Raw genomic sequence first — 26,089 nt, 5'->3', positions numbered from 1 at the left:
CCTTCTTTTTTAATTGTTCAAATCAGTCAATCCAGGGCTGTGTTCATTTGGCATATCCGGCATTTCAGGGACAGGGAATCCTTTTGGCGGCTCGGTAACAGCAAGGTTTCCGCCATTTCGGCTCGGTGTTTCCCCTTGGAAAATTTCGCTGATTTGAGTTTGATCCATCCTGAAGTTGAATTGGGCATTATGGTAGCCTAAATCCACATATTTGCGGCATTCAGGATATTTGTTCAAATCATAATTAGGTACAGGGAAGATTTTCCCCCAATCGACCCCAAGAGTTTCCAATGCCTTGGCAAATGCATTTTGGTGGGCATTGTCACGAACCATTAAGAATGCCAGTGTTTCACGCATTGATTTATTGGAACTCATTTCATAAATCCTGGACTTTTGCAGGACACCCGTAGATTCAAGCATGACATTGTTCAAAAGGTTCGCCACAAGATTACCGTGATCATAAACCCATGATCCATTCCACGGATTGCCCCCAGCATCGACGGGCAGGGATGCTTTCGCACCGATGATGAAATGGTGAGGGTTTGCGCCGCCTTTGATGACTTCATCCAATGGAGCGCCGTCGGTAGCGACATCTCCAGGCATATCTCCGCCAGCACCATTCAGCAGCTGGTTGATGGTTGATTGGACAAGTTCAACGTGGCTCAGTTCCTCCAAGAAAACTCCACGAATTAAATCACGATATTGTTTAGCCTTGCCGCGGAAGTTTGCGCTTTGGAAAGAATACTGCATCATCGTCCGCATTTCACCGAATTGCCCTCCAAGCGTTTCCTGAAGCACTTTTGCAGCATTCGGATCAGGCTTATCGGGAACGATCATATTGATTAAGTCTTCTTTATAGAAATACAAATGGAAGCCCCTCCTTAAATTAATATTTCTAAGTTAGCTTCTGTTATCTGAATTAAATTATTCCTAAGGTAAAAAGTACCTTTATGGAATGAAGGGAAGAGAGAAATACTAGAGGGAAGAACGATTTTGAAAGGATGTTGCACATGCTATCCAATCAGCAGCTAAAAAAATTTCAACAGCAATTGCAGCAAACGAAGCAAGAGTTGGAAGAGCGATTAAATGATTCAGGCAACCACGATTTAAGAAGAAGCCTGGAGGATTCTACTGGTGAGTTATCAAGTTACGATAATCATCCCGGAGATGAAGGAACCGAGTTATATGAACGGGAAAAGGATTTGGCCCTTTCCGAGCATGATCGGGATGAAATAAGGGATATTGAACGAGCGCTTTCTGCGATCGAGGCAGGTGAGTATGGAAAATGCGAGGTCTGTTCCAAGGAAATACCTCTTGAACGTTTGAAAGCAATCCCTACAACGACTTATTGTGTCGAGCATACCCCATCACAGGAAACTTCGGACAATCGGCCGGTGGAAGAGGAAGTGCTCGGTCCTCCATTTGGAAAGTTTGATTATGATGACCGGCATGAATCGGTTGCGTACGATGCGGAAGATTCTTGGCAGGATGTTGCCAGTTATGGAACATCTGAATCGCCTTCCGATTTTGTAAATCCGCCAAACGATTATGAAGATATGTATGTCGAGTCCGAAGAAAATGTGGGATATGTCGAGAATTATGAAAATTTCGTTGGTGTGGATATGTACGGTAAGGAAATAACGGTTTATCCGAACTCGCAATATGAAGAATTGAAGGAAGAACTTTTTGAGGAGAATATTCAAACCTCATTTGGGGATTTGCCCCGATATGAGCATGATCCTTATGTGGATGATGAAAAAGATTGAAAAAAGAAGAACCAGGATTCTAAGCCTGGTTCTTCTTTTATTTAGGCTCTTTTCGTAAAGATTGTTGTTTTTAAAACGAAACTATTTAAGGTTGATTGGAGCGGAAGTGCGAGACTCCTGCGGGAGCAGCGGGACAGGTGAGACCCCACAGGCGTTTACGCCGAGGAGGCTCACCGCCCGCCCCGCGGAAAGCGAGCATCTGGAGGGGAAATCAACCACACCGCACTACTTAGTAAATAGCAACAAAGTATGCGAAAACAGCTTTTATTTAAGAAAAAGCCAATTTCAAACGGTTTAGCCCATCCATCATGACGCTGCGTGAACAACCGAGATTCATTCGGACGAAACCTTCTCCGCCAGGTCCGTATTTAGAACCAGGCTCCAATGCGAGCTTCCCTTGATGGATAAGTCGATCCTTGATTTCCTTGTCGGTCAATCCAAGGTCACGGCAGTCAATCCATAAAAGGTAAGAGGCTTCCGGATGCATGACATGCAGTGAAGGAATTTCGGCTGCAATGAATTCCTCTGCCACTTTTATATTCTCCTCAATGTAGCCGATCATGTCTTCAAGCCATTCCAAGCCCTCCCGATATGCGGCTTCCATTGCTGTTAAAGCAAAGATGTTAAGACCATGGAAGGCCAGTTTCGTTTGCGCCTTTTGCAATTGCTTCTGCAATTTTTCATTACTTGTGATCAGGAATGAAGCTTGAAGGCCGGCAATATTGAATGTTTTGCTTGGCGCCATCAATGTAACGGTCATATCCGCTAATTTTTCTGAAAGCGAGCCGATCGGATAATGCCTTGATGTTGTATGGAATAAGTCAGCATGTATCTCATCACTGACGATGACTACATCATATTTTTCACATAGCTCCCCGATCCGTAAGAGTTCGTCCTTTGTCCAAACGCGTCCGCCAGGGTTATGCGGACTGCAAAAAAGGAATAATTTCACTCCGCTTTTCAGCTTGTCCTCAAAATCAGTGAAATCGATCTCAAAGCGGTCCTTTTCTATGATAAGGGGACTATTGACCACTTCCCGGTCATTATTTTTGATCATATCAAAAAATGGGGTATAGACGGGAGATTGTAACAGTATTTTATCGCCCGGGTTCGTGAATGCTTGGATCGTTGTACCGATTGCGGAAACGACGCCGGAGCTGAATGAAATCCACTTCTTATCGATTTGCCAGGAGTGCCGGTCTTTAAGCCAGCTTTGAATTTCAGTGAAAACCGTTTCAGAAGGGACGGTATAGCCGAAAATTGGATGATTCAAGCGTTCCATCAATGCCTTTTGAATGCCCTCAGGAGATGGGAAGTCCATATCGGCAACCCACATTGGCAGAACATCCTCGCGCCCATATAAGGATGTGAGGAAGTTTTTATCCCATTTTGCAGACCCTGAATTTTCCCTATTAATTTGTTCTTCAAATATTGACTTGTTCAAAATATCCACCACCGAATAAAAATTTGTCGTCTTCGCGAAAAGCCTGTTGTTATGATACTATGATATCATGTTCTTTGAAAATATTGAGCAGGTGATGATTTTATGGATACACAGCAAATGAATTTAGCGTTGGTTGCCGTTTTGCAAGAATGGGACCCTTTCAAGATAGGTTGGGATCTATATGAGCCGGAAATTGCCGATACGGTCGTAGCAATCCGGGATATAGATGACCCAAAGGAACTGGCGGAAAAAATAAAATCCATTTACGAGTTCGCGTTCGATGAATCCATTCAGATGGAAAAGTGCCTGGAAGTTGCACGAAAGCTGCTCATCATAAAAAATGAAGCCAGCTGTTCGATATAAAGGTGAAAAAGGTGTACCCGGAAATCAGGGGCACCTTTTTTACGTTGTTTTTTTGCTCTATACTCATAGTTTGTTCAGTTAACTCGTGGTTTGTGCAGTATCCTCGTGAATTACAGTCATTTCCTCGTGAGATTCGGCGATATACTCGTGAATTGTGCTTTTACTCGCAAGTTTGTGCAGTATCCTCGTGAGTTTGTGAAGTTTACTCGTGAATTACAGCCATTTACTCGTGAGTTTCGGTTATTTACTCGTGAATTGTGCTTTTACACGTGAATTACAGTGATTTACTTGTGAGTTTACGTTGGGGTGGCCACTCCAATAAACCCCTTAATTAGTTGATACACTTCTTCCGGTTTCTCCTCTGGAAGAAGGTGCCCGGAATCCTCAATGATAACAAGCTCGGAATTAGGCAGGTCTTCATGGAGCCTTTCGCCGATATTCAATGGCACCACTCGATCATGTCTTCCCCAAATAAGCAGGCAGGGTGTATGAATTTCACTAAGGTCCTCCTTCAACAAATCGATTTCCTTATCTCGAAGCATCCTCCCCAATGCCCGGAAAATATCATGCTTCTTTATGAATGGTCCTAGATATCCCTGTCGCATTTCATCGTCAATCATCGCCGGGTCATGGACGACATTTTTCAAGTTCTTTTCGATACCTGATTTTTGCAGATATCGTTTTATCCCGTATGAAAAGAAAGGCAGGTAACTGACCATCTTCATTTTTTCCGAATAGCCGGGCTGATAGCCTGAGCCGGCAAGTAGAATGGCATGGTCGACAAGATCAGGATATGACTTGATGAGCTGCAGGGAAATCTGCCCGCCCATGGAATGGCCAATGATACTGAATTTCCTGATGCCTTTCCCCTCCAAGAACATAACGACGGATTTAGCGATGTTTCGGAATGAATATGTATATCGATAATCTTTTCCGCTTTGCCCGAATGGCGGGAGGTCTATGGAGATCACATTGTATTCCTTGATTAAATGGGGGACTAATTTACGGAAACTGAAGCTCGATGACAAAAATCCGTGAAGCAGGACAAGGTTGGGGAGGGAATCATCGATTCGGTCATATTCAAAATAGATTTCGATATTACCCACCCGTTCGACACCTTTGATTGTATGACTTTCCATAAAAGCTCCTCCTCCGTTATTGGTCAAACCTGTGTTACCCTGAATATTCCAAAAAAGGTCCTTTAATACTGTTGCATAACAGTAATTGTAATAATAACGATGAAAAAATACAATTACTATAACAGGTCACCAACCAATTTTGATATAATAGTGTAAGTTTATCCTGACAGCATAGGACTTATTAAATTATATTGTCATATAGGATTTTTAAAAGAGTCTAATAAGGTAATTCGTGAGACTATCTGCCAGCCGAACCATCACATCTAAATTAGTGAATTCCAAAAGGGGGGTTTTCCAATGCACTTGAACGAAGAGGAATTGGAAGTCTTGAGAATCATTGAAAATAACAGCCGGATTGATCTGAAGGATTTGGCTAAAATGACCGATCAATCAGAAGCGGACATTGAAATAACATTGAAGAAATTAGAAGATATGCGGGTCATTGTACGTTACTTAACAGTCATTAACTGGGCAAAAGTGGATGAATACCATGGTGTCACAGCGATGATCGATGTAAAAGTCACTCCAAAACGCGGTGTCGGTTTCGATGATGTCGCAAAAAGGATTTACAAATTCAAAGAAGTCCAGTCCGTTTATTTAATGTCAGGGGCTTATGATCTTTCGGTCATTGTCGAAGGACGTTCGATGAATGAAGTGGCAAGCTTCGTTTCGGAAAAACTTTCGACACTGGATTCCGTCATTTCTACGACGACTCACTTCATCATGAAAAAATACAAGCATGATGGCACCATTTTTGATCAAACTGAAGAAGATAAGCGGATAGTGGTGTCACCATGATTAAAACGAGTTATGTTTCAAAAACGATTGCAGAGCTTAAACCATCAGGCATCCGCCGCTTTTTCGACTTGGCAGCCAATTTGGAAGGGGTCGTATCTCTTGGTGTGGGTGAACCGGATTTTGTAACATCTTGGGCAGTAAGGGAAGCGGCGATCAACTCTTTGGAAGAAGGATATACCTCATATACGGCAAATGCCGGATTATTTGAATTAAGGTCGGAAATCAGCCGATATATGGAGAAGCAGTTCCATGTTTCGTATAGACCGGACGATCAAATCATTGTCACGGTCGGAGCAAGCCAGGCCCTGGATATTGCCCTGAGGACCATCTTGAATCCAGGCGAAGAAGTCATTGTCGTCGAACCTTGTTTCGTCGCCTATGCACCGCTTGTGACCATGGCAGGTGGAATACCGGTCACGGTCCAAACATCCAAGGAAGATGACTTTAAGTTGACTCCCCAACAACTCGAAGCGGCGATCACGCCTAAAACGAAGGCCGTTTTAATCTGTTCACCGAATAACCCGACGGGAACCCAGCTTGGGCAGGAAGAATTAGTGATGCTTGCTGACATCATTAAAAAGCATGACTTGCTGGTGATTTCCGATGAAATCTATGCCGAACTTGCTTATGATGAGGAATTCACTTCTTTTGCTGCCATTGATGGCATGCTTGAGCGGACAATTGTCATCAATGGGTTTTCGAAAGGGTTTGCGATGACTGGATGGCGTCTTGGGTTCGTTTGTGCACCTAAGGAAATTTCCGAAGCGATGCTTAAGCTTCACCAATATGCGATGATGTGCGCGCCGACCGTTGCGCAGCATGCTGCATTGGAAGCATTGAAGAACGGTATGCAGGATGTGGAAGAAATGCGTCGAAGTTACCGGAGAAGACGAAATTATATCGTGAAATCATTTAACGATATGGGTCTGGATTGCCATAATCCTGGCGGGGCTTTTTATGCTTTTCCATCAATCGAGAAGACGGGGATGACTTCGATGGAATTTGCTGAGAAACTTTTGACGGAAGAACTTGTTGCCGTTGTACCGGGAGATGTGTTCGGGGAAAGCGGTGAAGGTCATATCCGCTGTTCTTATGCATCCTCCATGGAACAGCTTCAAGAGGCGCTTAGAAGAATGGAACGTTTCATGAAGAATCATTGCCAATAAAAGCAAAAAAAATAGGGATCCGGCCTTTAACAGCTGGATCCCTTTCCATAGGGGGAATTAGAAAAAAGAGTTAATCTAATGGATTAACATAGAAAGTGTTAATCATAGTATATCCAGTACCCTGAAAAAAAATACACATACTACGACCCATTTTTTGAATTAAGCTTGTGTATTATATAAAGTATGCATAACTTTCAGAATTTGTTCTTCGCTAAAGTCCTTAGCTGTTCTTAGAATGAGCTCCGCTTTTTTGGTTCCGATTTCTTCAATCAATTTTTTTATGTCCTCGTCGATACCAGTGGCGTTACCGGTCTGGGCATCCTTCAGGAATTCTGAAGCCGGAATGTCAAGAACGGTGGAAAGCCGTAAAATGGTTTGTGTATCAGGAACCGATTCACCTGATTCATACTTTTCGATTTTCTTCGTGCCGATTCGTAATTTCAAAGCCAGTTCCTGTTGAGTGAGGTTGTGATCTTCTCGGTATTGCCGGATATTCTTCGCGATATTTGACATAGTCAGACACTCCTTTTTCAGGAAATATATTTTCTTTATGTAATTATTTTACCATATTATTACTTAAGGGAAGTAATGGAATATATGTAGGTTTTGTGAAAAAAATGCCGCATCGAGAAATATCGAAACGGCACGTTGAATGTTAAATGAGATTAGTTGACTTAAGGAATACGAGTATGATCATGATCGGCACGATGTAGCGAATCAGGAAGTACCAAAGTTTAAAAAGTGATCGGCCTGAATCAGCGCCGGATTCGAACTCTTTTTGTACCTCGATCCTTTTCATTTGATAGCCGATGAAAAGGGATATGAACAATGCGCCGACTGGCAGCGCGATATTGCTTGTCAGATAATCAGCGAAATCGAATATGGATAAATTGAAAATCTTCACATCCGAAAGCACCCCGAATGATAATGCGCTTGGAATCCCAATTAAGAAAACGGTGATACCAGCTATCCAAGAAGCCTTCTTACGCTTTGCAGCATCACCCTTGATCATGGCGGCAACGACGATTTCAAGAATGGAGAATGCCGTCGTAAGGGTGGCAAATAATATTAATATGAAGAAAATGAACATGAAAATCCCGCCAAGCGCCATTTCATTGAAAACGGCTGGCAACACGACAAATACTAATCCAGGCCCGCTTGAAGGACTGAAGCCTAGTGCGAAAACAGCCGGGAAGATGACCAAACCAGCCAGCAAGGAAATGAAGATATTCAGTCCAACTACCGAAAAGGCCGATTTTGTAATATCTTCTTTTTTGCTTAAATAGGATGCGTAGGTTACCATCACGGAAACACCGACACTTAGTGCAAAGAAGGATTGGCCCAGTGCCAATAGGATCGTTTCCCCTGTTAATGCGGAAAAGTCCGGCTTCAAGAAGAATTCAACACCCTCCATCGCTCCATCCAGAGTCAAGGAACGGATAAGAAGAATGATGAAAAGGATGAACAAGGAAGGCATCATATATTTATTCGCCTTTTCAATTCCCTTGGAAACGCCGCCTTGCACGACCCAAATGGTAAAGATCATGAATAATAACTGAGCGATGACCGTTTCATAAGGATTACTGATTATCTTATTGAAGAAGTTTCCATATTCTTCTTGCGTCAAGTTTGAGAGGGAACCTGTAAAGCTTCTGGCTAAATAAGAGATGATCCAGCCTCCAACAACACTGAAGAAGGAAAGCAGAATGATGGAAGCGACGACACCGCCATATCCGATCAATGCCCAAGGCTTCCCCGGGGCGATATGTTTATATGCGCTAATGGCATCTTTCTGTGCATTGCGGCCAATCGTGAATTCGGCTATTAATATCGGTGCCCCGATAAGCAGGGTGAATAAAATGAAGAGCAGGAAAAAGACCCCTCCTCCATTTAGCCCAGTCATATATGGGAGCTTCCAAATGGCGCCCAATCCAATAGCGGATCCTGCGGCTGCCAGGATGAACCCAAGTTTTGAAGTCCATTGATCTTGTTTTGACATGTTGGAAAAACTCCTTTAGATGTAAAAAATATCTAGCTGCATATTACATTTTTAAAACATTTTCTCATCTTACTATGATTATGCGGAATTGAATAGTGTTTTAATATTACAATCTTTAGAAAAATGAGTAAATATATTAAGGGGAATAGAGGTTATTTGCAAATTATTAGGATAAGTTATAAATAAAGATCTTATAATATTTATTATTTCCAAAAAACAAACATTTTTAATGAGTAAAATCCTAAAAAGTATGGTATACTTAACTTTGATTATTTTCCAATTATGTGATATAATTTTTTATTGCGTGAAAAGACGAAAAAATATATATAAAATAGGAGTGTTACCATGTCTGAAAAATTCGAAATTGGTGCGGTAGTTGCTGGTAAAGTTACTGGTATTCAACCATACGGTGCATTTGTTGCTCTAGATGATTCAACTCAAGGTTTAGTTCATATTTCTGAAATTACTCACGGCTTCGTTAAAGATATCAACGAACATTTAAAAGTGGGCGATGAAGTGAAAGTTAAAGTTCTTTCCATCGATTCAGCTGCTGGAAAAATCGGCTTATCGATCCGCGCTACAGAAGAAGCTCCTGAGCGTACTGAAGCTCCGAAAAAAGCTCCGAAAAAACGCCAAGCATCTGTTAAAGCGACATCTCACATCGAATCTACTGAAGGTTTCAACACATTGAAAGACAAACTTCAAGAGTGGATTGAACAATCTCAACGCGAAGACTTAATCAAAAAATAATTTTTTGGAACCGGCTGATCCTTCGATCAGCCGGTTTTTTTTGTCCAGGGGCATATGAATGAAATAAAGCCGGGTCATGTGTTTTCCATGGTCCGGCTTTATTTTATAGAACATAAACATTATCCATGGTCAAGACCTCAACGAGTCGGTTTGGTTTCAGGCTCCCTGGAAATTTCAGGACTTGGTTTAAAGAGAAGACCAAGATTAATGAGACCGGCGATTCCAACCAATCCATAAACGATACGGGCCAATCCAGCATCTTGCCCTCCGAAAATCGAAGCGACCAAGTCAAATTGGAAAAAACCTATTAATCCCCAGTTGATTGCCCCGATTATTGTAAGAACAAGTGCAGTTCTTTGTATTCCACTCATTGTACAGCCTCCTTTTTTGAAAAAATCAGTTCTTTACTTATCATGCTTTTTCATCATGTAAATATACATCCACTCAAAAGTTCCGGGCGGATATTTTGTATTTAAATGGAACATTGGTCATAATGAATAAAAGAAAAACTAGCACTTGGCACTGTCGATAATTCAAAAACGGAGTCAATGTGGCATTAAAGGAGAGATACCATTGGAGAATTTCACATATAAGAATCCTACTAAAGTAATTTTCGGGAAAGGTCAGCTTGAAAGCTTAAAAACTGAAATTCCTGCGTATGGCGATAAAGTTTTACTTGTATACGGTGGAGGAAGCATAAAGAAAAATGGTTTATATGAAAAAGTGGTCAATGCCTTGAAAGAGATCAATGCAGAGGTGCACGAACTTTCCGGAGTTGAACCGAATCCACGCATCTCGACAGTCCGGAAAGGTGTTAACCTTTGTAAAGAAAATGGTATCGACTTTGTCCTTGCTGTTGGAGGAGGAAGCGTTATAGACGCTACAAAGGCCATCGTTGCGGGTGCTAAATATGAGGGGGATCCATGGGATCTTGTCATCAAGAAGGCGCCAGTCGAAGAGGCCCTTCCATTCGGAACGGTGCTGACTTTAGCTGCAACCGGCTCTGAGGCGAATTCCGGATCTGTCATAACAAACTGGGAAACGAAAGAGAAATATGGATGGGGAAGTCCGTTGGTATTTCCGCAATTCTCCATTTTGGATCCTGAAAACACTTTTTCGGTACCAAAAGATCAAACGGTATACGGAATGGTCGATATGATGTCACATGTATTCGAAACGTACTTCCATCCGGAAACGCATGCGCCGCTTCAAGACCGTTTTTGTGAATCGCTGTTATCTACGGTGATTGAAACCGCACCTAAGTTATTGGAAAACCTGGAAGATTACGAGCACCGGGCCACTATCCTATATGCTGGAAACCTAGCCTTGAATGGATCGCTTGGGGTTGGTTACAGCGGTGATTGGGCAACGCATAACATTGAACATGCCGTTTCAGCTGTTTATGATATCCCGCATGCTGGAGGATTGGCCATCTTATTCCCTAATTGGATGAAGCATGTGCTCCATGAAAATGTCTCACGCTTTAAACAAGTTGCAGTCCGTGTTTTCCATGTAGATCCGGAAGGTAAAACGGATGAGGAAGCGGCCCTTGAAGGTATTGAAAGACTCAGGTCATTTTGGAGCAGCTTAGGGGCGCCGACCAATCTTTCGGACTATGGCATCGATGACTCACAATTGGAAGTCATGGCTGATAAAGCAATGAGCAGAGGGAAATTTGGACGATTCAAGGTCCTGAACCGTGAAGATGTCCTTGCCATTTTACGGGCTTCATTATAAACAAGTGATATGATCCGCTCTCCCACCTTGCCGGGTGGGAGATTGCTTTATATGCATAATTCGTTATTTACATGATCGATTTCTTGATTATGAGAATTACATCAGATAAAGTGAAAGGGAAACTAAAGAATTCAAGGAGGAATTTGAATGGCCCATATTCGTTTCGATTATTCAAAAGCCCTGCCGTTTTTCGGGGAGCATGAAATTACTTATTTACAGGATGCTGTAAAAGTGGCACACCATTCCCTGCATGAGCAGACAGGGGCAGGCAATGAATATCTTGGCTGGCTTGATTTACCCGCCAATTATGATAAAGAAGAGTTCTCAAGGATCAAGAAAGCGGCAGCTAAAATAAAAGAAGATTCAGATGTGCTGCTGGTTATCGGTATCGGCGGATCATACCTGGGAGCACGAGCGGCAGTTGAGATGCTTCAACATAGTTTTTATAACATTTTACCGTCGGATAAAAGAAATGCACCGCAAATTTTATTTGTGGGTAATAATATAAGCTCTACATATATGCAGGACGTAATGGACCTATTGGAAAATAGGGATTTCTCGATCAATGTCATCTCTAAATCCGGTACGACCACGGAGCCTGCTCTGGCCTTCAGGATTTTCCGGAAACTGCTGGAACAAAAATACGGTGTTGAAGAAGCTAAGAGCCGCATTTATGCGACCACTGATAAAGAAAAGGGCGCATTGAAAACGGTAGCAACGGAGGAAGGTTTCCAAACTTTCGTCATTCCTGATGATGTTGGCGGACGTTACTCGGTCTTAACGGCTGTAGGACTGCTTCCGATTGCGGTCAGCGGGGCGGATATCGATCAAATCATGGAGGGAGCCGAGCGTGCTAGGGCGGACTTCAGTTCTTCCGAGCTAGGTGAGAATCAGGCTTACCAATATGCGGCGGTTCGGAATATCCTTTACAATAAAGGGAAAACGATTGAAATGCTGATAAACTATGAGCCTGGACTTCAATACTTCTCTGAGTGGTGGAAACAGTTATTTGGAGAAAGTGAAGGAAAGGATCAAAAAGGGATATTTCCTTCATCGGCTAACTTCTCGACCGACCTTCATTCATTAGGGCAGTATGTTCAGGAAGGACGGCGTGACCTTTTTGAAACAGTCATCAAGGTGGAAAAGGCCCGTCATGAAATATTGGTTGAAGAAGCGGCCAATGACTTGGACGGCCTGAATTACCTATCAGGTGAAACGGTACAATTCGTGAATAATAAAGCATTTGAGGGTACGCTGTTAGCCCATACGGACGGTGGCGTTCCAAACCTGATCGTAACGGTTCCGCAACTCGATGCTTATACTTTTGGCTACCTGGTATATTTCTTCGAGAAAGCTTGTGCAATGAGCGGTTACTTACTGGGTGTAAATCCATTTGATCAGCCTGGAGTGGAAGCCTATAAGGTGAACATGTTTGCTCTTTTAGGCAAGCCTGGTTATGAGAAGAAAAAAGCTGAGCTCGAACAGCGCTTATAATAAAAAAGGCATCAAGCTGGAATTACATCCAGCTTGGTGCCTTTTTTTTCTGTTTGAAAAGCTAAAGTGGTGTCAGGCGAAGAGAAGGAAACTTCACAAAAGCGTAAGGGGAGCTTGGAACTCCCATTCCTTTTTCCAATTGAAGGAACAATAGGCCAGGCCAGGTTTTTTTTAAGGCACTTTGGTTAAGCTAATAGAAAATTAGCGAAAGAGGTTTTATACAATGATTAAAATTTCTTCTCAATTGGAAGGGAAAACATTCGGTTTGTTCGATCTGGAGACGAAGTTAAAACCGGTAGGATATGCGATTGGCGGAGGATGGGATTATGACCACGGGTCTTTTGATTATAAGATTGATGACAGTGATGGCTACCAATTCTTGAGAGTCCCTTTCAAGGCTGTTGATGGTTCACTCGATCAGGACGGGGTAATGGTCGAACTCTTACAACCGTTTTTGTTATCTCATAAGTACGAGGACGGGATCGACGATGAAGGAAATATCGGAAACCTCTCCGCTTCCTTCAATCAGTTTGCCGAGCCTGAAAATCCGGATGCTGAATTTCCGGAAAACTATATCTCATTAGGAAAAACGCTTGTCCGTGATTTGGAAAAGCTTTTATTACATTAATCTTCAATGATGAGCAGGGTGTCATCACGATTTATGATTACATCTCCGGGGGGCTTGATTAAGGTCTTGCCTCCTGAAATGATGCCGACCAATAAAATGTCTTGATCGAATAGCTTAACGTTCAACTGTTTGAACGTCAATTCCACCCAGTCATCCTGGATGGGCAGCTGTTTGAGGCTCAATCCATCCCGCTCATTTTGTTCTCCGGCTTCCGTCATGATCCCCTTCGATAAGCAATCCTGCATATATTCACTCGCGAATTTATTCGTTTCGACTATACCGTCCGCCCCAGCCCGTAAAGCATTTTCCTTTTGTTCATGTGTCAATATTTCCACGAGACAATACACATGCGGATTCAGCCCTTTGACGGCCAGTAACGTTAATATCGAGAACATATCCGTTTGCAGCTCGTCTTGTTTAAGATCAGCCGTGATCAGGACGCGAATGGCTTGTTTAATATTGGCTTTCTGCAAAACGGAATCCAATGTAGCTTTTCCTTGGATAAAGTGGATATTCGTTCTTGGTAGCGGGTGCTTTTGCAGTGTATCATCGATAAGGACAATGGATTGATGGTGCTTACGATCATGAATGTTTTGGATTATTCTCTTGGAACGGCCATTCCAGCCCACAATGATAATATGTCCGCCGCCGCTGAATACTTTCTTTCCTGTTAGAAATTGCTGTTCATTGGATATGGAAATTTTAGCGATGTACGCAAAATAAGAGGTAATCAGGCCAGCGCCTGACAAAATGAGGACCATCCCAATGATTTTACCAAGATTGGTCACGGGAGTGAAATCTCCATAACCGACCGTTGACATCGTCACGATTGCCCACCAGATGCCATCAAGTAAGGTGGGGAATCTCTTCGGCTCCACAATGTGGATCAAGACCCCGAATGAAAGTAAAAATAATGCGATGATGGAAAGCAATCTGATGAAACGCGGGAATCTGGGAACGGTACTGATGTATGGACCGATTCGAATCATTTTTTTCACACCCTTTGAGCTGTTCCTTATAGTATGGTCAAAAAAGGCTTGGCTCATAAGGGTCCGGACAGACAAACTTTCAATGATGAATATCGGCATATTGACTATCGAATTACGGTAAATGATAAAAGCCCTCCGGAAGATGTCGGAAGGCTTTTGGTGCTGAGTCACGTATCCTGAATGGACTTCATGCTCGATGATTGATTATATGCCCGTTTCAGCTTCGGTATTCCTTTATCTTTTGTTAAACCCTTCTCCGTACGTTGAAGTTATCACTGATGAGCAGCCAGTTTTGAGGGAATGCTAGGCCGAGCTTCCAATAACTCATTCCCCTTAGGTTCAATTCTTTGAGTAAATCGAATTTTGCCTGAATGGATCTGGCATCTTCAAACCACACCTCATGCTGCCTATCCTCAATATCGGTATAATTGAAGTGCGGCGCCTGTGCGGTTTCATCATACTCGATGGAAACATCATTGTCCGCCGCAAGCTGGATGGCCTGCTGCGGACTCACGGCCCTGGCAGTGGTTCCCTGTACAAAAGGCAGGGTCCAATCATAGCCATATAGATTTTGCCCCATCAGGATCTTGTTGGAAGGAATATCGGTGACGGCATATTCGAGAACATCCCGAACAGGTCCAATAGGTGAAACTGCCATTGGAGGTCCGCCGCTATATCCCCATTCATATGTCATGATGATGACGAAGTCGACGATTTCACCATGTGCTTTATAGTCATGGGCTTCATACCAGCGGCCTTTTTGCTCAGCACTTGTTTTAGGGGCCAGTGCCGTGGAAATGAACCATCCTTCCTTCTTGAAGCGATCCCTGGCTTTTCGGAGAAATTGATTATAGGCTTCTCTGTCGGCCGGCCGTAAATACTCAAAGTCAAAGTGGATATCGCGGAAACCATATTTCTTAGCCGTTGTAACGATATTGTTCAGGAACTTATTCTGAACGGAAGTATTCGTTAAGATGATTCGCCCGAGCTCATCGCTGAATTGGTCATTCTCCTGATTCGTGATCACCATCATCAGGACATTTTTATTTTCTCTGGCGATGGCAGGGAAGTCATTGAGTAATGGCTCTTTTAAGGAGCCGTCTCGCAGCGCCTGGAAGCTGAAAGGGGCTAGGTAGGTTAAATAGGGCGCAGCTTCCCTGGCAGCCGTTTCAAGGGCCGGTGCAACCGTCGTACCCCTCGGCTCGACATAGCCGTTAAATTCGGCGGTCCTTTTCCTCCGTGCCGGAATATAGAGCCGGTATCCAACTGATAGGATTTGATTTTCGGAAATGCCATTTATATTTGCCAATTCTTGAACAGGGACATCAACCCTTTGGGAAATGGAATAAAGACTATCACCCGGTTGAACGAAATAATAACTGCCGACGATTGGAATGACAAGGGCCTGCCCCGAAACAAGATTATTTGGGTTAGGGATCTTATTTGATTCAACTAGCCTGTCAACGGTTACGCTGTACGTCTGGGCGATGCCATATAACGTCTGGCCTGGCCTAACCACATGTATTTGCAATTTCTTTTCCCTCCTACTGAAAGTTTCCTAACAGTTTATGAGCATAAAAAGAAATTCATGATAAAGAGCTTAGGATTGTGAGAAACACAGATGGAAAAATACAATAAATTGGCAATAATAATTTAAGCTTAAAATGCTAATTAATATTAGTAGGAGGTGAAAACACATGGCAAACAACAATAACAGCAATCAACTTTTAGTATCTGGTGCAGAACAAGCTCTACAACAAATGAAAAATGAAATCGCTAGTGAATTTGGTGTAAACCTAGGTGCTGACACTACTTCTCGCGCTAACGGATCTGTTGGTGGGGAAATCACAAAACGTTTGGTTCAAATGGCTGAACAACAACTAGGCGGTTCAAACTTTTCTCGTTAATTAATTGAATAAATATGGATTTGAAAGAGAAGGGGCATCGCTCCTTCTCTTTCGCGTTCAGCCATGTGACTGCCAAGCTTTTAAAATCTTGATTGCCTTTTCAGGGAAATCGGTCATGATGACGTCGACTCCCAACTCTGCCAGCCTGACGATGTCGGCTTCATCATTGGCGACCCAAGGCCGGATTTTATATCCAAGTTTTTTCGCTTTTTCTCTAACTGCTGGAGTCAGGCTGTTTTTATCTGGATGAAAACCCGATTCCTTTTTATCACGTAAGATTTCTTCGAAGTTTTCAGGTAGTCCCTCGAACAATAATGCACGTTCAAGATCTGGGGCAAGCATCTTCACTTTTTCAATGGATTTATGGTTGAAGGAAGAGAGGATCACCCGATTTTCCATTCCATATTGACGAATTAAATCAATTATCTTCTGTTCAATTCCTTCGTAAGCGAGTTTATCCGTTTTGATTTCGATATTCATCAATAAAGCATTTCCCATAGCCCAGTCGAAAACGTCCATTAAAAAAGGGATCTGCTCCCCAAGGAATTCATTGGAAAATTTACTCCCGGCATCAGCCGTTTTCAGTTTTTGTCCCGAATGATCCTTTACATAACCAGTAAGGGTGGTCGTTCGATCTAATGTTTCATCATGGATGATGACCAATTCACCATCAGAACTGAGATGGACGTCGAACTCGATCCCCTCGGCACCGATTTCTGCCGCCTTTTGAAATGCAGCCATGGTATTTTCAGGATGCGTCCCCTTGGAACCTCTATGAGCGAAAATCAGTATGTTTTGCAAAATCATCACTTCCCCTTTAAACTTTATCTTGAACCCTATCATACATGTACCCGTAAATTGTTTCAGCAATGTTTAATAGACAATATTTTAAACAACGAGTAAAATACATATGATATTTCCATAAATAGGTGTTCGAATTATGAGGTGAATAAAATGAATATGTGGGAAATTTTTGTTGCAGTTATTCTTGGTCTTGTAGAAGGATTAACTGAATTTGCTCCTGTATCGTCTACAGGGCATATGATTATCGTCGATGATTTATGGCTGAATTCGAAAGAGCTTTTCGGGAGTGAAGTGGCCAATGCCTTCAAGGTAGTCATCCAACTTGGTTCGATACTCGCCGTAGTCGTGCTCTTCTGGGGACGATTCATGGACTTGCTTGGTTTAAGGAAGCTGAAAGGCACATCTGCTGTGAACGGTCCAAAGCTTAACCTATTGCAGGTTATCGTCGGCTTGTTACCGGCTGGCGTTTTAGGTCTATTATTCGAAGATTACATTGATGATCATTTATTTACGATGAAAACGGTTATCGTCGGCTTGTTCTTGGGTGCGTTTTTGATGATTGCTGCGGATAAATTCCGTCCAAAGCTGACTGCAGAAACGGTTGACCAAATCACTTATAAACAAGCCTTCGGTGTAGGGTTAATTCAATGTTTGTCACTATGGCCGGGATTCTCGCGTTCAGGCTCGACCATTTCCGGTGGAGTGCTATTGGGAATGAGCTACCGGGCGGCTTCCGATTTCACGTTCATCATGGCAGTGCCGATCATGGCTGGTGCCAGTTTGTTGAAAATCGTGAAATACTGGGAACACTTCACACCTGAAGTTCTGCCATTCTTTATTGCAGGTTTCATCAGTGCATTTATCTTTGCATTATTCTGTATCCGCTTTTTCCTGATTTTAATCAATAAAGTTAAATTGACTCCTTTTGCCATTTACCGGATCGTCTTGGCGGTTGTGCTTCTATTCATTATTTGGTAATGCGAAATGAAGCTTGAAAGAGGAGAGGAACCACCCCGTTGATTCGGGGTGGTTTTTTTGTGTGTCCGAAAATAATCAGGATTCCCATTAAATTCATGACGAATGATAATTGAATTCTGTAGTTTTTAATTCGTCATTATTGAGTAAAAACTCAATAAATCTTTTTATAATAAAAAAATATTCGGTTTTTAGTGCAGTTTCAGACATAATTAGTAAAAAAAATATAAATGAAATAAAGCTGCCTGAGCGTAATGACACCAACGTGTTTGGATATTTATTGTAATATTCAAATGATTACATAAACTATTTCCGTATAATTTATATGATATAATTTTAGTATAAATAAAGTACATGTGTACACCTGGGGAGGACAACATGAGAAATGACCAATTGAAGAAAACGATTGGCTTTTGGGTTGGAACATCTATTGTAGTTGGTACAGTTATCGGTTCTGGTATTTTCATGAGACCTGGTGACGTGCTTGAGTTAAGCGGTAATTCAACCATGGCCTTGTTAGCTTGGCTGATAGGCGGTCTGATTACCCTTGCAAGTGGGTTGACGATTGCGGAAGTGAGTACACGGATTCCTAAAACTGGCGGCTTATATGTCTATATGGAAGAAGTGTACGGAAAAGCATGGGGATTCCTATGCGGCTGGGTTCAGACATTGGTATACGGACCTGCAGTCATGGGCGCACTCAGCTTATACTTCGGGATATTAGTTGCAGGAATATTTAAGATCGCTCCAGGCTACACTTTGGCGATAGGGATTTTTACGATCGTATTTATAGCAGGCATGAATCTTCTGGGGACAAAATACGGCGGTATCATCCAAACCTTATCGACCGTTGCTAAATTGATCCCAATCATTTTCATAGCGGTGTTCGGTATCGCACAAGGTGATATGCCTGTATTCAATATGAATAGTGAAAGTTCAATGAAAATCAGTATGGCCGGTGCGATTTTGGCTACGCTTTGGGCGTATGATGGCTGGATGAATGTCGGCTTCATGGCAGGGGAAATGAAAAACCCACAGAAAACATTGCCGCGGGCAATCATAACGGGATTAGTCGTGGTCATGGTCGCTTACTTGGCTGTGAACCTTGCGATGCTTCATGTATTGGGGGCAGAGGGGGTCATTGCTCATGGTACGAATGCAGCGAATGTTGCAGCAACGCTTTTATTCGGTGAATTGGGCGGGAAATTGATATCGATCGGAATAGCGATTTCAATCTTCGGTTGCTTGAACGGAAAGCTTTTGACCTTTCCGCGCATTACCTTGGCGATGGCGACTGATAAAATGATACCAGGCCATAAACAAATCGGAAAAATATCGCCCAAGTTTAAAACGCCTATAAATGCGACGGTATTGCAAGTGATCATTGCAATCATTATGATGGTTGCAACAGACCCTGACAAACTTACCAATATGGCTGTTTTCTCTGTCTTCTGTTTTTATGGATTAGCCTTCTTTGCGGTCTTCATCTTACGCAGAAAAGATCCGGATGCAAAAACGTATAAAGTGCCGTTTTACCCATTCATCCCCATCGTGGCGATTGCTGGCGCAATATATATTGTTTTAAGCACATTAATCCAAACACCTTTAAATGCCCTGTACTCAGTGATCATCCTCATTATCGGTATGCCAGTGTACTGGCTCCTGAAGAAAAGTGAGCGGGATGGTAAACGTTCAAATTAATGAAAAAACCTTCACTGCATGCAGTGAAGGTTTTTTTATAAGTTGCTGGAATGAAATTTTCCCGTTGGACAAAAGTGACGAAATAGACAACTCGGGAAGTTCGTATTAACATAGGGGGAAAGTTAAATAGTGAAGGGTCTGAACAAAAGTGAATTATATCGAGCCTGCTGGTAAATCATTCAGGAAAACAATCTTGGCTTTATTTCTTGGTAGCTTTGTAACGTTTGCGGATCTGTATAGTACCCAACCGGTCATTCCGGTTTTCGCAAAGCAATTCGGAGTCTCTCCTGCAATGGCAAGCCTTACATTATCTTTCGCAACAGGAACGCTTGCACTCTGTTTATTGCTTGTTTCTTTTTTCTCAGAAAATATCGATAGGAAAAAAATAATGGGGACGGCGCTCACTCTGTCTGCATTGTTATCCATATGTGTCAGCTTCATACAGGATGATCTATACATCCTGATTGCAATACGGGCGATTCAAGGAGCGGTGCTTGCAGGTTTCCCGGCCATTGCGATGGCCTATATCAATGAAGAGTTTCATCCGAAAAGCCTTGGCTATGTGATGGGAATCTATGTGAGCGGTTCGAGTATCGGCGGATTGGCTGGCAGGCTGATTGTCGGGGTGCTGACAGACCATTTCTCATGGAACATAGCGATTGGAAGCCTTGGGGCTTTAAGTTTGATCATCAGTCTGGCTTTTTGGTGGATGCTTCCGCCTTCGCAGCATGCCGTCCGCGCAGGAGTCTCATTGTCGAGAATCAAAACCTCCCTTATCAATAACTTAAGGAATAGCCGACTAGTACTCTTATTCGGCATGGCCTTCCTATTAATGGGCTCGTTCGTTACCGTTTATAACTTTGTGGGTATACCTTTAATGGGACCGCCATATCATTTATCACAAACATTGATTGGCTTCATTTTCATAATCTATCTTGTGGGGACATTTAGTTCTACATGGATGGGAAAGCTCGCCGATCAATATACTCGAAGGATTGTACTTCTTACCGGAATCGCTATCATGCTGATGGGCGCCCTTTTAACCTTATTGGATCCGCTATTGCTGAAAATAATGGGGCTTGCACTGTTTACATTTGGCTTTTTTGGAGCTCATTCAATTGCGAGCAGCTGGGTCGGAAGCTTGGCTGATAAGAGTGAAAAGGCACAAGCATCCGCTTTATATCTCCTGTTTTACTATGCGGGATCAAGTATAGTGGGGGCATCAGGCGGTTTATTCCTGATGAAGTTCGGCTGGGGAGGGGTCATCTCGGCTGTGTCGATCCTGATCATCCTTGCTGCCGCTTGTGTGATGATGGTTGAAAAGAAAATCGTTAAATAAAATGATCTTTTCTATCATGTTTTTCCGGAATGCTGAATATAATCTAGTGAAAATGGATATTGAATAATAGATTGATAAGAGAAGAGGGTAATAGATAGAGTGAATCGAAAAGCAGTAATTCTCATTGGGTTAATAGCCGTTTTAATTATATTATTCGTTGTATACTTAACAAGTCCGGGCAGATTGGAAAAGGTGGAGATTGTTGAAAAATACTATCCTCATTTCTCCGATGGCAAGGCAGTCGGTTTTAAGACGAACGAAGTCATTGATGTTACGGAAACCGAAGAGGGATCCAATTGCGCAATGAAATTCAGCAATGGGAAAACATTGGAAATTGATTGTGACCGTTATTTAACATACAAAATTGATGAAACAGTCTATATTACCACTGAAGGAAACCATGTGAAGGAAATCAGGAGAAAAAGGTAGTGGCTTTTCAATAGTTAATGACGGGAGAGCTGAGTTTGCTTAATAAACAAACTCAGCACTTTTATTTTATCCAATGAAAAAACCCAGACCATTTTGGACTGGGTTTTTTCATTTTTTATCTTTGCTTTTACTTTTATCCTTTTTATTACGCCGAAGTACATCCAAGACTCTGCGGCTGTTATTTTTACTGTTTATGAGTTCGACTAAATCGCTCATGTTTTCAGATTCGAAGTCCTGTTGATCTTTTTTCATGATAATCCCTCCAAGTCATATATCATAATACCCTTATAAAGAAAAGGGTAAACGTCTATTATCATATTGGTAATAGAAGGATTTTATATCCTTAACCATTCATTATTTGATAAAATGTGATAAAAGCCCTGTATGGGAGGTCTACATGGAAGAATTAAGAATGATCGGTGAAAAAATTGAAAAATTTAAATATATCTTAGTGGAGCATATCGAGTTGTTTGAAGAAGAGGAACCGCTCTATGATTTTGAAACCAGTAAAGAGGTACGGTCAAAGCTTATTCAAATTCATGCAGATGCCTTGATTCATGGAAAGGCACAAGCAATGGAAAGTATGAAAATAACGGGTATGGAAATAGGTAAGCGCATCGTGGATATGGGCATTCCTTTAGATAAGAATATTGAGGAAGCACAGCTTGTGCGGAACCTTTTCTGGAGTTTCATTGAAGAAGAGGTGAGCAATCGCTATTACTCCATTGAAATTCTGTTAAAGGCAAGCTCGATAATTGATGCAATCCTGGACCAGTTCATACACTGTGTAAGTATCAGTTACGTGAATCATTATAAAAAAATGGCGAAAATGGCAAACGATTCTTTGCAGAAGATAAAAGAAAACCAAGAAGTCATGGAAGAATTGTCCACCCCGATCGTTCAGACCGTATTAAAGGATGTGCTGCTCTTACCGTTGATCGGACGCATTGACGATTGGAGAATGGAGTCGATGCAATCGACGGTGCTGCAAAAATGTGCAGATCTGCATGCGGAAGTATTGATCATGGATTTCTCGGGAATTACCTTTACGAAGGAAGGCAATATGCTCTCCCTGCTGGATCAATTAGTGGGGGCACTGGCGTTGATGGGAACGGAGACGATGTTTGTCGGTTTTACCCCTGATGTCGTGAAAGAGATCGTCAAACTTGATTTCGCAAATCAGGTAAAAGCCTTTCTATCGTTCAGGCAGGCCTTGGAATATCTGTTTAATCAAAGAGGGCTGGCACTTCAGCCAGTATGATGGAGGTATCCTTTTTTTAGGGTATCTTTTTTTCTATGTCAGGCTAACATTCCTGCAGCTCCCATATTTAATCGCCCATCGATATTTCTCCATGTTATAGTGAAGTGACGTGGACGGACATGTTGTTTTTGATTTAAATTAAATAGGACATGTAAAGCGTTGTAAGGAAGGTGGTTGAAGAGTGTTTTTCAAGAAAAATGAAGAACCAGAACATTACGAAAAATGGTATTGTGTAGGAATCATGACGGATAATGGGCTGGAGGATGAAGAATATGATGTTTTGTCCAAACGGATCCTCGACTCGGTCCAAAATGTCTCGGTCATATCGGACTTGGTAAGGGTGGAATGGGATCGGGATAAATTGCGAGCCTTGAATAAACGTTTTGGGGACCCTTCATTTTCCGACCCATGTTTTATCATTAATGAATTCATACCAGAGGATATAAAAAAAGAAAGAAAACTTTTGGAGAAAACTCATAAATGGAAGAGAATCTTCGGTCTCCTCTCCCCGATTGAATACATGGAAGCGGAGACGAAGGCGGCCCATGACTTTGATAAAGCTCTCTTTTATACAGACGATGCAGATAAAGTGATTGAATACATTATTGCAAATAGCTAGCATTCCCTGCCACATCGATACATTGTATCGGTGTTTTTGCATTTGATTTAATGTTTATCGGAGCAATTTCGCAGTAGTACATCGACCTTGTACGGTAACGATTCGACCTTTCGCGGTAGTAATCCGACGTTGAGCGGAATAATTCCGACCTTGTACGAGTATAATCCGTCCTTAAGCGGTAATAATTCGACCTTGCACGCGAATAATTCGACCTTGCGCAGGAAAAATTCGTCCTTGAACCTTTCCAACCTTACTGAAATAAAAAGAGAGAATGTAAGCATGTTGGTAGGAAAGATGGGTGGAAACGCGGAATATCTTAAATAGAAAGAAAGAGAGTTTTATGGGGAGAGAGAGGGAGATGAATCGATGGAAGTTGCCGTACCTCAGCAAAAGCCAAAACGGAAGTGGAGAAAGCGGGTGCTATGGAGTTTTGGAATCGTGATTATACTTTTGCTGTCTGTCTTGATTGCTGCAAATGTATTTCTTTCAAGATCCTTGCCGGAAACGAAGGGGGAAATATCGCTTCCAGGTCTTTTGAAACCGGTTACGGTCGTGAGGGATTCAAGTGGGGTCCCGCATATCAACGCAGCGAATGAACATGATTTGTATTTAGCCCAAGGGTATATCCAAGCACAGGATCGTTTATTTCAAATGGATTTAAGCAGGCGTCAGGCTTCAGGAAGATTGAGTGAAGTGATTGGTGAGAAAACCGTCAAAAACGATAAGTATTTCCGTACACTTGGGTTGAGGCGGGCGGCTGAAGCCTCTTATGCAGCATATACAAGTGAAGGGAAAGAAGCCTTGGATGTGTTTGCCGAGGGGGTAAATCTTTATATCAATGAATTGAAGGAGAATGGGAAATGGCCGGCGGAGTTCACTCTGCTTGGATACGAACCAGAGCCGTGGACACCCGTCGATTCGCTGACCATCGGTAAATATATGGCCTTTGATTTAGGCGGGAACTGGGAAGATCAGGCGTTTAGGCAGTATTTGCTGCAAACGTTCCCAAAGGAAAAAGCATATGATTTATTTCCTGATTATCCAAAGAACGCTCCATATATCATCAGTAAGGAAGAACTGGATATTGAAAAAAGTTTTGCAGGGGCCGTTATTCCTTATGAATTCAACGGCAGCAATAACTGGGTAGTTTCAGGCAAGAAAACGGATTCCGGTCAGCCGTTATTGGCCGATGATCCCCATCTGGGATTAGCTACACCGTCCGTGTGGTATCAAATGCATTTGGAGGCCCCGTCGGTCAATGTGAGCGGTGTTATTTTTGCCGGGATTCCGGGAATCATCCTTGGTCATAACGAAAAGGTGGCTTGGGGTGTGACCAATACCGGTCCGGATGTACAGGATCTGTATATTGAGAGGAGAAACCCGGAAAACGAGAAAGAATTCTCCTACAAAGGTAAATGGGAAAAAGCTGAAATCTTGGACGAACCCATCAAGGTGAAGGATGGTAAAACACTCGACTATAAAGTGACGGTTACCCGCCATGGACCGGTTGTCTCCGAGTTTGCCGGGAAAAGCGGAAAAGATACCGTGCTTGCATTAAGGTGGACGGCACTTGATCCATCTGCCGAGCTTGAAGCGGTACTGAATATGAATAAAGCGGGAAGCTGGAAAGAATTCGAAAAGGCACTCTTGCAATTCGAAACGCCGGCCCAGAATTTCGTCTTTGCCTCAGTCGACGGGACCATTGCCTATAAGGCGAATGGGAAAATCCCAATCAGGAAAAAAGGCGATAGTATGCTGCCTGTACCTGGCTGGACGGATGAATTTGAGTGGAAAGGCTATATTCCCTTTGATGAACTTCCAAAAACGGTGAATCCGGAAGAGGGATTCATTTCGACAGCGAATAATAAGGTCATCTCAGACGATTATCCTTACCACATCAGCAATAACTGGGCACAGCCGTACCGTCAGATGAGGATACAGGAGTTTTTAAAAGCCAATAAAAAGCTTACGGCCGAGGATATGCAAAGCCTGCAGATGGATACAGTGAATTTGCAAGCTAAGGAGTTTGTTCCTCAATTCGTGGATGTATTGAAAGGTCCATGGGGGAAACAGGAAGACCAGGCACTGACGATTCTGGAAAAATGGAATCATATTGATTCCGTTGACGAAGCCGCACCTATGATTTTTAATGTCTGGATGAGAAAAATAGGTGATGTACTGCTTAAGGAAGAAATACCGGAGGAAACCCTCAACCTCTTTAATGGAAGGCGTTCGGCCGTCGATGAACTACTAAGGCGGGCACTGGACGGTAAGCCGGGCCCTTGGATTGAAGAGGCAGGCGGACTTGAGCAGGTGCTTGCCAAGTCGCTGCAGGAGACCTTAACGGAACTGGAAGAATTACAAGGGGATGATATAGCTGATTGGGAATGGGGAGACTATCATCAGGTCAGGTTTAACCACCCGCTATCGAGTGTCGCCCCATTAAATTATTTATTTAACAGCGGCGGCGGAATGCCGGTAGGCGGCAGCAGTGTCACCGTACAGGCGGCGGCATTTTTAGATGATGGAACCGTTAATCATGGCGGCTCCTGGAGATTTGTCATCGACCTAGCCGACATGAATCAAGGATATCACCTCGTTGGCCCGGGTCAATCAGGTAACGTGAAAAGTGAGTGGTACCATGATCAGCTTGAAGATTGGGCAGAAGGTACTTATCATAAAACCACTTTAGATGACCCAATAGGTGACACGCTGACATTGAAACCATCATACTGATATTCAGAAAAAAAGTACCAAGTCCAGCATCCTTGCTCTGGACTT

At 42.6% G+C, this 26,089-nt stretch carries 26 protein-coding genes; 16 read left to right on the top strand and 10 right to left on the bottom strand.

What is annotated here, in order from left to right:
- Positions 1-9: 9 nt before the first annotated feature.
- The gene (locus ABC374_RS23140; RefSeq protein ID WP_350300443.1) at positions 10-867 is read right to left on the bottom strand and encodes a manganese catalase family protein; all 858 of its coding nucleotides are present in this window, start codon (positions 865-867) and stop codon (positions 10-12) included.
- 143 nt (positions 868-1,010) lie between these two features.
- On the opposite strand from ABC374_RS23140, the gene ABC374_RS23135 reads away from it, so the two are divergent.
- The gene (locus tag ABC374_RS23135) at positions 1,011-1,766 is read left to right on the top strand and encodes a TraR/DksA C4-type zinc finger protein (RefSeq protein ID WP_413019884.1); all 756 of its coding nucleotides are present in this window, start codon (positions 1,011-1,013) and stop codon (positions 1,764-1,766) included.
- Positions 1,767-2,034: 268 nt separating this feature from the next.
- On the opposite strand, the gene ABC374_RS23130 is transcribed toward ABC374_RS23135, so the two are convergent.
- Entirely contained in the window at positions 2,035-3,219 is a 1,185-nt protein-coding gene (locus ABC374_RS23130; protein WP_413020429.1) for a MalY/PatB family protein, read from the bottom strand.
- Positions 3,220-3,312: 93 nt separating this feature from the next.
- Here ABC374_RS23130 and ABC374_RS23125 point away from each other — a divergent pair, with 93 nt between their 5' ends.
- Positions 3,313-3,573: a DUF1871 family protein gene (locus ABC374_RS23125; RefSeq protein WP_350300441.1), complete on the top strand. Its 261-nt coding sequence runs from the start codon at positions 3,313-3,315 to the stop codon at positions 3,571-3,573.
- Between the two features lie 296 nt (positions 3,574-3,869).
- On the opposite strand, the gene ABC374_RS23120 is transcribed toward ABC374_RS23125, so the two are convergent.
- Positions 3,870-4,712, bottom strand: coding sequence for an alpha/beta fold hydrolase (locus ABC374_RS23120; protein ID WP_413019883.1), 843 nt, complete (start codon positions 4,710-4,712; stop codon positions 3,870-3,872).
- 297 nt (positions 4,713-5,009) lie between these two features.
- Here ABC374_RS23120 and ABC374_RS23115 point away from each other — a divergent pair, with 297 nt between their 5' ends.
- Positions 5,010-5,510, top strand: coding sequence for an Lrp/AsnC family transcriptional regulator (locus ABC374_RS23115; protein WP_350300439.1), 501 nt, complete (start codon positions 5,010-5,012; stop codon positions 5,508-5,510).
- Positions 5,507-6,676, top strand: coding sequence for an aminotransferase (locus tag ABC374_RS23110; RefSeq protein ID WP_350300438.1), 1,170 nt, complete (start codon positions 5,507-5,509; stop codon positions 6,674-6,676). Before ABC374_RS23115 ends, ABC374_RS23110 begins: the two co-directional genes overlap by 4 nt.
- Before the next feature lie 159 nt (positions 6,677-6,835).
- Here the strand turns inward: ABC374_RS23110 and ABC374_RS23105 are convergent, their stop codons facing one another.
- Together ABC374_RS23105 and ABC374_RS23100 are read right to left on the bottom strand one after the other, a co-directional pair.
- The gene (locus ABC374_RS23105; protein WP_413019882.1) at positions 6,836-7,189 is read right to left on the bottom strand and encodes a helix-turn-helix domain-containing protein; all 354 of its coding nucleotides are present in this window, start codon (positions 7,187-7,189) and stop codon (positions 6,836-6,838) included.
- A 142-nt stretch (positions 7,190-7,331) separates the two neighbouring features.
- Positions 7,332-8,675 carry a sodium-dependent transporter gene (locus ABC374_RS23100; protein ID WP_413019881.1) on the bottom strand — a complete coding sequence of 448 codons (1,344 nt, stop codon included), beginning with the start codon at positions 8,673-8,675 and terminating at the stop codon, positions 7,332-7,334.
- A 345-nt stretch (positions 8,676-9,020) separates the two neighbouring features.
- Between ABC374_RS23100 and yugI the strand changes: the two genes are divergently transcribed.
- Positions 9,021-9,425: a S1 domain-containing post-transcriptional regulator GSP13 gene (yugI, locus tag ABC374_RS23095; RefSeq protein ID WP_063234086.1), complete on the top strand. Its 405-nt coding sequence runs from the start codon at positions 9,021-9,023 to the stop codon at positions 9,423-9,425.
- A 137-nt stretch (positions 9,426-9,562) separates the two neighbouring features.
- Here yugI and ABC374_RS23090 read toward each other — a convergent pair whose 3' ends face one another.
- Complete coding sequence (locus ABC374_RS23090) at positions 9,563-9,796, bottom strand: DUF378 domain-containing protein (protein WP_063234087.1); 234 nt, start codon at positions 9,794-9,796, stop codon at positions 9,563-9,565.
- A 202-nt stretch (positions 9,797-9,998) separates the two neighbouring features.
- Here ABC374_RS23090 and ABC374_RS23085 point away from each other — a divergent pair, with 202 nt between their 5' ends.
- The 3 genes from ABC374_RS23085 to ABC374_RS23075 all read left to right on the top strand — a co-directional run bounded on the left by ABC374_RS23085 (position 9,999) and on the right by ABC374_RS23075 (position 13,284).
- Positions 9,999-11,162: an iron-containing alcohol dehydrogenase gene (locus ABC374_RS23085; protein ID WP_413019880.1), complete on the top strand. Its 1,164-nt coding sequence runs from the start codon at positions 9,999-10,001 to the stop codon at positions 11,160-11,162.
- Positions 11,163-11,309: 147 nt separating this feature from the next.
- Positions 11,310-12,656 carry a glucose-6-phosphate isomerase gene (locus ABC374_RS23080; protein WP_350300436.1) on the top strand — a complete coding sequence of 449 codons (1,347 nt, stop codon included), beginning with the start codon at positions 11,310-11,312 and terminating at the stop codon, positions 12,654-12,656.
- A gap of 223 nt (positions 12,657-12,879) precedes the next feature.
- Positions 12,880-13,284 (top strand): YugN-like family protein, encoded by a 405-nt coding sequence (locus tag ABC374_RS23075; RefSeq protein ID WP_350300435.1) that lies wholly within the window; start codon positions 12,880-12,882, stop codon positions 13,282-13,284.
- On the opposite strand, the gene ABC374_RS23070 is transcribed toward ABC374_RS23075, so the two are convergent.
- Positions 13,281-14,273: a potassium channel family protein gene (locus tag ABC374_RS23070; protein WP_413019879.1), complete on the bottom strand. Its 993-nt coding sequence runs from the start codon at positions 14,271-14,273 to the stop codon at positions 13,281-13,283. The genes ABC374_RS23075 and ABC374_RS23070 overlap by 4 nt on opposite strands.
- Positions 14,274-14,517: 244 nt before the next feature.
- Complete coding sequence (locus ABC374_RS23065; RefSeq protein ID WP_350300433.1) at positions 14,518-15,804, bottom strand: glycoside hydrolase family 18 protein; 1,287 nt, start codon at positions 15,802-15,804, stop codon at positions 14,518-14,520.
- A gap of 166 nt (positions 15,805-15,970) precedes the next feature.
- Here ABC374_RS23065 and ABC374_RS23060 point away from each other — a divergent pair, with 166 nt between their 5' ends.
- A complete protein-coding gene (locus ABC374_RS23060; protein WP_034310322.1) occupies positions 15,971-16,180 on the top strand; it encodes an alpha/beta-type small acid-soluble spore protein in 210 nt (69 codons plus the stop codon).
- 57 nt (positions 16,181-16,237) lie between these two features.
- Here ABC374_RS23060 and ABC374_RS23055 read toward each other — a convergent pair whose 3' ends face one another.
- Positions 16,238-16,987 (bottom strand): glycerophosphodiester phosphodiesterase, encoded by a 750-nt coding sequence (locus ABC374_RS23055; RefSeq protein WP_413019878.1) that lies wholly within the window; start codon positions 16,985-16,987, stop codon positions 16,238-16,240.
- A 147-nt stretch (positions 16,988-17,134) separates the two neighbouring features.
- Here ABC374_RS23055 and ABC374_RS23050 point away from each other — a divergent pair, with 147 nt between their 5' ends.
- The 4 genes from ABC374_RS23050 (at position 17,135) to ABC374_RS23035 (ending at position 21,428) form a co-directional block, all read left to right on the top strand.
- Positions 17,135-17,962 carry an undecaprenyl-diphosphate phosphatase gene (locus ABC374_RS23050; protein WP_350300431.1) on the top strand — a complete coding sequence of 276 codons (828 nt, stop codon included), beginning with the start codon at positions 17,135-17,137 and terminating at the stop codon, positions 17,960-17,962.
- Between the two features lie 375 nt (positions 17,963-18,337).
- Positions 18,338-19,660, top strand: a complete 1,323-nt coding sequence (locus ABC374_RS23045) for an APC family permease (protein WP_413019877.1) — start codon at positions 18,338-18,340, stop codon at positions 19,658-19,660.
- A 148-nt stretch (positions 19,661-19,808) separates the two neighbouring features.
- Positions 19,809-20,999: an MFS transporter gene (locus tag ABC374_RS23040; RefSeq protein WP_350300429.1), complete on the top strand. Its 1,191-nt coding sequence runs from the start codon at positions 19,809-19,811 to the stop codon at positions 20,997-20,999.
- Between the two features lie 99 nt (positions 21,000-21,098).
- Positions 21,099-21,428 carry a hypothetical protein gene (locus tag ABC374_RS23035; RefSeq protein WP_101223592.1) on the top strand — a complete coding sequence of 110 codons (330 nt, stop codon included), beginning with the start codon at positions 21,099-21,101 and terminating at the stop codon, positions 21,426-21,428.
- Between the two features lie 108 nt (positions 21,429-21,536).
- On the opposite strand, the gene ABC374_RS23030 is transcribed toward ABC374_RS23035, so the two are convergent.
- Positions 21,537-21,680 (bottom strand): hypothetical protein, encoded by a 144-nt coding sequence (locus ABC374_RS23030; protein ID WP_350300428.1) that lies wholly within the window; start codon positions 21,678-21,680, stop codon positions 21,537-21,539.
- A 145-nt stretch (positions 21,681-21,825) separates the two neighbouring features.
- Here ABC374_RS23030 and ABC374_RS23025 point away from each other — a divergent pair, with 145 nt between their 5' ends.
- The 3 genes from ABC374_RS23025 to ABC374_RS23015 all read left to right on the top strand — a co-directional run bounded on the left by ABC374_RS23025 (position 21,826) and on the right by ABC374_RS23015 (position 26,044).
- On the top strand, positions 21,826-22,689 hold the full coding sequence (locus tag ABC374_RS23025) for an STAS domain-containing protein (RefSeq protein ID WP_413019876.1): 864 nt from the start codon (positions 21,826-21,828) through the stop codon (positions 22,687-22,689).
- Positions 22,690-22,870: 181 nt separating this feature from the next.
- Positions 22,871-23,308: a hypothetical protein gene (locus ABC374_RS23020; protein ID WP_413019875.1), complete on the top strand. Its 438-nt coding sequence runs from the start codon at positions 22,871-22,873 to the stop codon at positions 23,306-23,308.
- Positions 23,309-23,674: 366 nt separating this feature from the next.
- Positions 23,675-26,044: a penicillin acylase family protein gene (locus ABC374_RS23015; RefSeq protein ID WP_350300425.1), complete on the top strand. Its 2,370-nt coding sequence runs from the start codon at positions 23,675-23,677 to the stop codon at positions 26,042-26,044.
- The last annotated feature ends 45 nt before the right edge of the window (positions 26,045-26,089 follow it).

The organism is Peribacillus phoenicis (genome assembly GCF_047238085.1).
Taxonomy (GTDB): Bacteria; Bacillota; Bacilli; order Bacillales; family DSM-1321; genus Peribacillus.
The sequence above is the reverse complement of the archived record's forward strand: the minus strand, read 5'-3'. Positions and strand labels throughout refer to the sequence as shown.